The 5316-nt window shown below is 57.9% G+C and carries 4 protein-coding genes and 1 pseudogene; all 5 read right to left on the bottom strand.

Annotated features, from left to right (window positions below; all coding sequences use genetic code 11):
* Positions 1 to 489: pyridoxal-phosphate dependent enzyme (locus AUR66_RS11145; RefSeq protein ID WP_231727849.1), on the bottom strand; the 489-nt coding region annotated here is incomplete at its 3' end.
* Positions 490 to 680: 191 nt separating this feature from the next.
* Complete coding sequence (locus AUR66_RS11140) at positions 681 to 1754, bottom strand: sensor histidine kinase (RefSeq protein WP_231727847.1); 1074 nt, start codon at positions 1752 to 1754, stop codon at positions 681 to 683.
* Between the two features lie 32 nt (positions 1755 to 1786).
* Entirely contained in the window at positions 1787 to 3262 is a 1476-nt protein-coding gene (locus AUR66_RS11135) for an ATPase domain-containing protein (RefSeq protein WP_058572483.1), read from the bottom strand.
* A gap of 364 nt (positions 3263 to 3626) precedes the next feature.
* Entirely contained in the window at positions 3627 to 3911 is a 285-nt protein-coding gene (eif1A, locus tag AUR66_RS11130; protein ID WP_013035036.1) for a translation initiation factor eIF-1A, read from the bottom strand.
* A 620-nt stretch (positions 3912 to 4531) separates the two neighbouring features.
* Positions 4532 to 5316, bottom strand: a pseudogene (locus tag AUR66_RS11125) (cell division control protein Cdc6); the annotation flags it as partial.

The raw sequence follows: 5316 nt of genomic DNA, 5'->3' as shown, positions 1-5316 counted from the left end.
ACCGTGGTCTGAGCCCAATCGCAGTGTCTCGTCGTAGAGGCGGCCGTACTCGCCCGCCACCGTCACGAGCGTCGGGTCGAACTGGTCGATGACGGCGAGTCGTTCGGACGGGATGTCGTCGGGGACGAAGACGACACACGGCAGGTCTGCTGCGGCAGCGAACGCAGCAGTGCTCATCGCCATGTTTCCGTGTGAGACGGTTCCGACGGCGGCACCGTCGCCTGCCAAGCCAGCGGCCACGGCAGCGATTCCGAGGGCACTTCCTCTGTCTTTGAAACTCCCCGTCGGATGTTCACCTTCGAGTTTGAGGTGAACGTTCGTTCCCGCGAACGCGTCGATTGCGGCGTCGGTGACGAGTGGTGTCCCACCTGCTGCGGCGGCGATACCGTCCGGTCGACTGACCGGCAAGAGCGAGTCGTATCGCCACATCCCTGGTTCGTCCGAGCAATCGTCCCAGTCGAATCCCGCTGGGTCTGTTTCGAGCCACATCGGTTCACCGCAGTCGCATCTGGCGACCGGTGCATCGGTTCGCGTACCGCAGTCGTAGCACACGCGTGAGAGAGCCATACAGACGGTATCCGACCTACGAGGAGTCGTGCGAAAACAGTTCGGGAAGGATTTGGGGTCGTGGTCGTTCGCCGTGCTCGAACGAACGTGGTCGCTGACTCGGCACAGTGGTGTCACTCCCTCCCGAGCGGTGTCGAAACCTCGTCGACGAACTGGACGCCGGTGAAGTCGAACTGTGCTCCGCCAGTCGTGCTGTCGGTGACAGACACGGCCCACGAGTGTACGTCACCAATCCGTTTGACGATGGGGAGACCGAACCCAGTCCCGTCGGTGTTCGTAGAGTATCCAGTCTCGAAGACGGACGCTCTCTCTGCTTCGGAGATACCGACGCCGTCGTCCGCGACGAAGAACCCGTCTGGAAGGGTCCCGACAGTCACTGTGAGTCGCTCGTCGTTGTGTTCGCACGCATTTCGAAAGAGGTTGGAGAACAGTTCTTGGAGCCTACTCGGGTCGGCTACGACGACAGTGTCGTCTTCGAGTTCGAGGTGGAACGTCGCGTCACCAGTTTCGAGGAGGTGCCACGACCGAGCGGCGACGTCACGTATCGAAACAGAGGTGAAGTCGGGCGTCGCGTACTCTTGTTTGGCAAACGAGAGGAGGTCGTCGATGAGTGTACTCATGCGGTCGAGCGCCTTCGCCGTCGTCTCGAAGTAGTCGTCTTCGTTCGTCTCTCGTCCCAGTTCCAAGTTCCCCCGGGCGACGTTCAAGGGGTTTCGAAGGTCGTGAGAGATTATCGCGGCCATCTCTTCGACCTGATTGCGCTCGCTCAATTCCTGTGTCAGTCGGCGCGTTCGGAGGAGTGACTTGAGACGGGGACCGAGTTCTTCGAGCACGATTGGCACCGAGATAACCTCGTCGACCAGTTCGAGTGCCGTGGTTTCGACCTGGTCGACGTCGCGGTCGACGACGAGGAGATACGGTAAGAACACCGGTTCTTCGGCGCGAGCGTGCGATTCGAGTTCCGAACGGAATCGTCGCAGCGTGGTCGAATCCACGATACACAGGTCGAACCCACCACTCGTCAGGTCTGAATCGGCAGTCGAGATGTCGTAATACGGCGTGAGCTTTTCGGCGAGAAGGCGACGGTTCTGCTCGTGAGACAACAAGAGAAGCAGGCGCATCCCGTCGGCAGAATCGTCCTGTCGCTCAGACTCCCACGACGTGTCGTTAGACGAGTTGTTTGACATCGTGGTGTGTGGTCCTTTTTCTCTGTGTCTGGTTACTCATCGGCCGTCTGCGTAGCCGGTTCGGTCCACTCGGGTGTCCCCGAGAGGATACCTCGTACGTCTGTCATCGGTTCGCCGACTTGTACCCCGTGTTCGGTGATTTCGAACTGCCGAAGTGTTCGTTCGAACTTCGTCGTCCGTTTTTTCAGCACACCGATGACCTTCTGCAGTTCGCCGTCGAGTTCGACGTGCTGGAGGAACACGATGTTGTCCGCGAGGTAACTAACCCCCGAGTTGGTCGCACTGAACTCGCCAGTCACGTGTTGCTGTTCGTCGGCGAAGATGACCGTGACCCCCATGTTCTTGAGGTACCGGCCGAGTGCGTGGAGTTTTTTGATGAGTGTGTCGTGACCGCCCTGGACGGAGAGTTGGTACCCGTTGATACCGTCTATCATCACGAGTTCAGTGCCGTGTTCTTCGACTTCGGTTCGGACCTGGTGTGCGAACTGCTGTGGGGAGAGGTTCAGTGGTTCCATCTCCCGGATATGAAGCGACTCCTGTGATTCCATCTGTGAGATGGGTACGTTTATCGATTCGTTCCGTTCGCGAAACGTCGAATAACTCTCTTCGAAGAGATAGAGGACCGACCGTTCCTCTCGTTCGGCCGCCTGTTTGATGAATTGTGTCCCGAGTGTCGTCTTCCCGACGCCGGTTGGGCCACTGATGATACTGACAGTTCCCCGTTCGATTCCGCCGCCGAGGAGTTCGTCGATTTCGGGGACTCCGGACGGTATCGACTCTTTGGAGAACTCACGTGAGTGTTCTAATGGGTTCATCTGAGGAAAGACGGAGATGCCGTCGTCAGTAATCGAAAGCGTGTGCGTTCCTCGTTCGGCATCAGAACCGCGGAACTTCGGAACGTCGACCGTTGGCCCCATCTCCCGCGACTCCAGTTCTATCGTACCGTCGCTCATGAACTGGAGGTCGTCGTCTGGCCTGTCGGCCGTGTTCTGCGAAGTGAACATCACTGTCGCACCCTTCCCAGTGAGGTACTGCATGAACCCGATGGCTTGCTTTCGGAACTGGTGTTCGTCGGACGTCAAGTAACGCAACTGCGTGATCGGGTCGACGAACACACGGTCCGGTTCGAGCGCGGAGATTGCCTCGGTGACGGCGTCGATGAACGGTTCTTTCTCCACGTCACTCGCCGAGAGAATATCGTAGGATTGGTCTTCGACGAAGACGCTCGCACTCGGGCTCAAATCCAAGAACTCAACGTCCGTTAAGTCGATACCGAGCGACGCGGCGTTCTGTCGAACGTCCTCCTCAGACTCTTCGAGGTTGACGAACAGCGCAGTCCCTCCTTCGTCGACACCTGCTTTCAAAAAGTGCGTGCCGAGAATCGTCTTCCCGGTTCCGGGAGCACCACGAACGAGATAACTTCGGCCAGCGATGAGACCACCGTGGAGAATCGCATCCAGTCCGTCGACACCGGTGGAAAGTCGCGTCGGGTCCGGTGTCTCGCTCATCGGGGACACCTATCTCGACCGAACGGAAGCGGCGTGAGAGCAGACCAGTGAGAATCGAAAAAACCAGTAAATAATTGGTATGCCATTGCCGGACAGACACCGGACAACCTTGATAAATCTATGCCTGCCCCCGATATATTGAGGCAGTAGGGTTCGAAATACCGCCGATTAGTGTAGTTCTTGTCAAATGGGAGGATCGATGTCGAGGGTGTCTGAAGCAGCGATGATCGATGCCGAGAATATTGAAGCAGTGATGCTTCTCGTGCGCGTGTGAAGTCGTACTGGCTCTGCGCCGTCTAAAGTAGTGACTGATTCGGCAGCCGTCCGTTACACACGTCCAACGTCCCTTTCGGGAGGGTCCAGTCTACTGGATGTGGCCTTCGCGACGGAGTTGGTCCGCGTCTTCGCCAGTGTAGCGCCATTCGATGTTGGCCTTCTCGTCCTGCCAGTCCCACGGTTCGACGAGGACGACGTCGCCCTCGTTGATCCAGGTGCGGTACTTCATGCGGCCGGGAATGCGGCCCATTCGGTTCTTACCGTCTTCGCAGCGGATTCGCACGTGGTTACCACCGTTGTGTTCGGTGACGACCGCGAACAGCTCGTTATCGTTGGGCATTCGGAGATTTCGACGCCCTTGATTTTCGCTCACGTATTTACTCAGACCCCAAGACGGATAACTCATAGGATGTACAAGTTACCACACCTCACGTGGAGAGAGAACACCGGGAACGTCACGCCAACACCGAAGTGTCCGCTGTAATGGACGGGGGAGAGAATCTGTGGTCGTCATAAATCACATGTAGCGATATATTATCCAGTCGGCCGCTCCGTTTCGGACGAGGAGAACACCACCTTGTCCGCAGTTATCGGCGGTTTTCTGCCCTCACGTTACTCAAATCGTGTTCTTACTCTCGATAGACTCACCATCTCGTCGAGCCCCTGGCCACGACTCTCGACTCACGGAATCCCCCGATTACTCCGGACATAGTGGTGTTGGTGTCGACGGAGAACTGCCCACGAGGTTCTGGTACCACGTGGGACGAAGTAGAGTGAGCGTCTCGTCAGAATCGCAGAACGAGATGAGTCTACTTCGTCGCGTCGATGCGAGCCGCAGTTTTCAGTACACGCAGATACACCATCTGTCGTTCACCGTTCTCCGGTTATCCACTCACGTCGAAACCGAGTAGGGTCACTTTCGACTCCTACACCACCGTGTCCGCAGTTATCGACCGATATGGTCTCTCTCCCGGAGACACAGTCGAGTGGGTGTTACTGTTCCACGAAGTCGTCGAGCGTGCTTGCTTTCTCGGCTTCGAGATACGGTTCGACCGTCTCGTGTACACCGACCAGGTCGATCGTGTCACGCATCGCCGAGACGATGAGTCCGACGTCCATGTCGAGTGCGTACTCACGGTAAGTACCACCCCGACGACCCTCGTTTCGTTCGGTGACGGAGACGATACCGAGCATCGCGAGTTCGCTCAAATGGTCTCGCATCCGACGCGGGACGAGTGGGTCGCGGTTCGCGAGTTCGGCGAAGCGAGTGTATCGCGGTCGAACGTCGCGAGAGCGAATGGGTGTCTCCCCCTCGAGTTCGAGTGTCAAAAGCGAGTAGAGGACGAGGTGACCGTGTTCGGTGAGGCCGTTGATGCCTTCCTTGATTCGGCCACGTTCGAGCGCTCGGCGCCCGCGTTTGACGTGTTCTTCGGTGATGCAATCGGTGTCGTCGTCGCGAGCCAAGTCACCAGCCTTCATCAGGAGGTCGATAGATTGCCGGGCGTCACCCGCGTCCTTCGCCCCGTAGGCTGCACAGAGTGGAATCACCTCGTCGGAGAGGACACCCTCACGGAATGCGACCTCGGCGCGCTGTTCGAGAATCGCCTGGAGGTTCTTCGCGTTGTACGCCGGAAAGTGAATCTCCTGTTCACACAGTGAACTCTTCACCTTCGGCGAGAGGTCGTCTCGGAACGAGAAGTCGTTCGAGATGCCGATGAGGCCGACCTTCGCCTCGGAGAGATTTCCATTCGCGCGTGCGCGAGGAAGTTGGTAGAGAA

The organism is Haloferax profundi (genome assembly GCF_001469865.1).
Classification (GTDB): Archaea; Halobacteriota; Halobacteria; order Halobacteriales; family Haloferacaceae; genus Haloferax; species Haloferax profundi.
This window is presented reverse-complemented; position numbering and strand designations above follow the sequence as displayed.